The sequence below is a fragment of the Pseudonocardia sp. EV170527-09 genome, assembly GCF_008369905.1.
Taxonomy (GTDB): Bacteria; Actinomycetota; Actinomycetes; order Mycobacteriales; family Pseudonocardiaceae; genus Pseudonocardia.
This window is the reverse complement of record NZ_VRMC01000197.1, coordinates 1-3084: the sequence shown is the minus strand read 5'-3', so window position 1 is coordinate 3084 and position 3084 is coordinate 1. Positions and strand designations below refer to the sequence as shown.

Genomic DNA, 3084 nt, shown 5'->3' with positions numbered 1-3084 from the left:
ACCCCCGCCGAAGTGTTCGAAGAGCAGCTACGCTCAGCCTGACAACCCGGTGTTGCAACGATCGGTTGAACCCAGGCAATTCGGGTCCTGGGCGTTCACCGATCGCGCGAGGGTCTCCGGGCTGGTGCCATCGATGGGCAGCATCGCCGACTGCTTCGACAACGCCGTGATCGAGTCGTTCTGGTCGCGGATGCAGGTCGAGCTCCTCAATCGGCGCCGCTGGACGACCCGCATCGAGCTGGCCAACGCGATCTTCGAGTACCTCGAGATCTGGCACAACCGGCGCCGGCGACACAGCGCTCTAGGATGGCTGTCACCGCTAGAGTTCGAGACGCAGAACAAGATCGTCGTGGCCTAGAGATTCCAGCCATGCGACTCCGCTGAACCCGGGGCACCCCAAGCTCTCCGGACACGCCGGGGCGGTTCAAAAACCGCCAACGAGATCCTCGACAGCCTCGCCCACTACTGCACCCAGATCAATAAAACCATTAACGACTCAGGACACTAGCTCAACATCGTCGAGATCGAACTCTCGACCCTGGCCCGCCAGTGCCCCGACCGACGCATCACCGACATCGACACCCGCAACACCGAACTCGCAGCCTGGCAACACGTCTTGTGACCCGCTGTGGTTTCGGGTCACTGGTTTCGGGGGCGTGACTCGAAACCATGATTCAGTCATGATGCGCATGGACTTCCGCCTCCGGGAGTCTTCGACTGGACTCACTCAGGGATCCAGTCCTTCCATTGAGGATGAAAGGGAGTCACATGGACAACAACGAAGAGTATTTCGTCGACGTCAACGACCTGTCGATCGACGTGTTCGACGTCGTTGAGCAGGGTGGCGCAGTCACCGCATTGACCGCTGATCACGGCATGCCTGAGGTCGGCGCCTCGACCAACTGCTTCTGCTACATCTGCTGTTCCTGCAGCTCTAATTGATGCGCTCTCAGCTGCGAGACGGGGGGCGCGAAAATCCACACCGGACTGAATAGAATCAGTCCCGCGGCGCGCTCTTGAGGTGCACCGCGGGACTGCGGCATCCCTCGTCCCTCCGTGGCGCGTGGTAAGAACGTGTTTGAGAAGCCTTTGCAACACCTTGCTCGCGCTTCGTAGGACCTACTTCTGCAGAGTGCCCCTGCAGTGCCGATCAGCGAAAATCTGATCCCCAGGCGTTCCACTCTGGGCCCCTGAGGGGGAAATGCAGCCTTCTCGAACATGCTCTGAAGATCTGGCATTAAGTGAGGTAAGAAACTTATGATCTTGGCGTCTGGACTAGCCAAGTCATATACCGTTCGACACGGCCGGAAACGACTGCAGGTAGATGCGGTCTCGGACGCGAGCTTCGAGGTTGCCGAGGGAGAAATCGTCTCCTTCCTCGGGCCCAACGGTGCGGGGAAGACTACAACGCTTCGGATGCTCACCACTCTGACCGGCCCAACGTCAGGCTCAGCCCGGGTGGCCGACCACGACGTCGTCACCCAGTCGCAGACGGTGCGACGGCAGATCGGTTACGTCTCGCAGGGAGGATCGACTGGCGGGTTCGCCAAGGCCGGGGACGAGATCGTCGACCGCGCCATGCTGTACGGCCTCGACGCGTCCACCGCCACACGACGGGCACGCGCCCTGCTCGAACGACTGGACCTCGCCGACGTCTGGGCACGCGTTCCGCGCTCTCTGTCCGGCGGGCAGCGCAGGCGGCTGGAGGTGGCCATGGGGCTGGTGCACGAGCCGCGCCTGTTGTTCCTTGATGAGCCGACGGCAGGCCTCGACCCCCAGGCACGCTCCAACTTGTGGGGACACATCAGAGATCTGCGTGAGCGTTACGGCATGACCGTGTTCCTTACAACTCACTACCTCGATGAGGCGGATGCACTGAGCAACCGGGTCATCGTGTTCGATCACGGGCGGGTGGTCACGGCAGACACCCCGGATCGGTTGAAAGAGCAGATTGCTGGAGACCTGGTCGAGATGGAGGTCTCTGCCCCGGAGCAGTTGGACGCCGCCGTACGCATCCTGGAGAAGTCGACTGCCGACCAGCCTTCAGTGACTGGGCTGCGGGTCGTCGGACGGGTGCCTCGGGCCGGGCCCCTCCTTCCCGCCCTCACCCGTGAGCTGGACATGTTCGATGTCGAACTGGTGTCGTTGGAGGTTCGCCGCCCGACCCTGGACGACGTGTTCCTTACCTTGACCGGAAGTTTGCTGCGGGATTCGCGCTAACTGTGCCGAGAAAGGCATCCTCTATGTTCCAGGACACGATTGTTGTGTTCCGCCGCCAGATGCGCATGAGCCTGCGCAGCCCGGCCATGATCCTGTCCGGGCTGCTCCAGCCGATGCTTTACCTGGTGCTGTTCGCTCCGCTGCTTCAGTCGGTCGCAGCCCATGTCGGCTCAGCAAACCAGTACACACTTTTCGTTCCGGGCCTGCTTGTCCAACTGGCGGTCTTCGGAGCCGCCTTCACCGGCTACGGTGCGATCGGCGAGTGGCGCGACGGCGTGATCGAGGGGGAGCGAGTCACCCCTGCCCACCGCTCTGCTCTCCTGCTGGGTCGACTCGGACGCGACCTCGTACAGTTACTGTTCCAGGTCGTCGTACTGATCGCTCTCGCCTACGCCTTCGGGATGGACGCCCCGTTGCCGGAACTTCTGGTCGGCGTGGGCATCACGCTCATCCTTGGGGTTGCATGCGCGGCGACTTCGAATGCGATCGCACTCAGCGCCAAGGACGAACGTGTCATGGGCAGTGTTGTCAATACCCTGCTCATGCCGATCATCCTACTGTCTGGAATCCTGCTTCCGGTCGGGATGGGACCGCACTGGCTGCAGTTCACGGCAGAGCTGATGCCGATCAAACATGTCGTCGACGCGGTTCGGTCCTGCTTCGCCGGTGACGTGACGGCGAGCGGTGTGATGTGGGGCGGCGGTTGGGCCGTGTTGTTGTGCCTACTGGGTGTGTGGTTCGGTACCAGGACGTTCCGTGCGGAGACGTAGCCGAGCACTAGTAGTCCGGGACTGCCCCGAGTTCGGTTGACCCGATCTCGGTAGGTGGGTCAGGCCGCGTGGGCGGTGTTGAGCAGTGTCTCGA

General features: G+C 62.1%; 4 protein-coding genes. All 4 read left to right on the top strand.

From position 1 onward, the window contains the following. Positions 1–358: IS3 family transposase (locus FVA95_RS32295; protein ID WP_149666832.1), on the top strand; the 358-nt coding region annotated here is incomplete at its 5' end. Positions 359–768: 410 nt separating this feature from the next. Further along, positions 769–942 carry a thiomuracin/GE37468 family thiazolyl RiPP peptide gene (locus tag FVA95_RS28150; RefSeq protein WP_149666831.1) on the top strand — a complete coding sequence of 58 codons (174 nt, stop codon included), beginning with the start codon at positions 769–771 and terminating at the stop codon, positions 940–942. 315 nt (positions 943–1257) lie between these two features. Further along, positions 1258–2220, top strand: a complete 963-nt coding sequence (locus FVA95_RS28145; protein ID WP_149666830.1) for an ATP-binding cassette domain-containing protein — start codon at positions 1258–1260, stop codon at positions 2218–2220. 23 nt (positions 2221–2243) lie between these two features. Beyond that, positions 2244–2990 (top strand): ABC transporter permease, encoded by a 747-nt coding sequence (locus FVA95_RS28140; RefSeq protein WP_149666829.1) that lies wholly within the window; start codon positions 2244–2246, stop codon positions 2988–2990. Positions 2991–3084 lie beyond the last annotated feature (94 nt).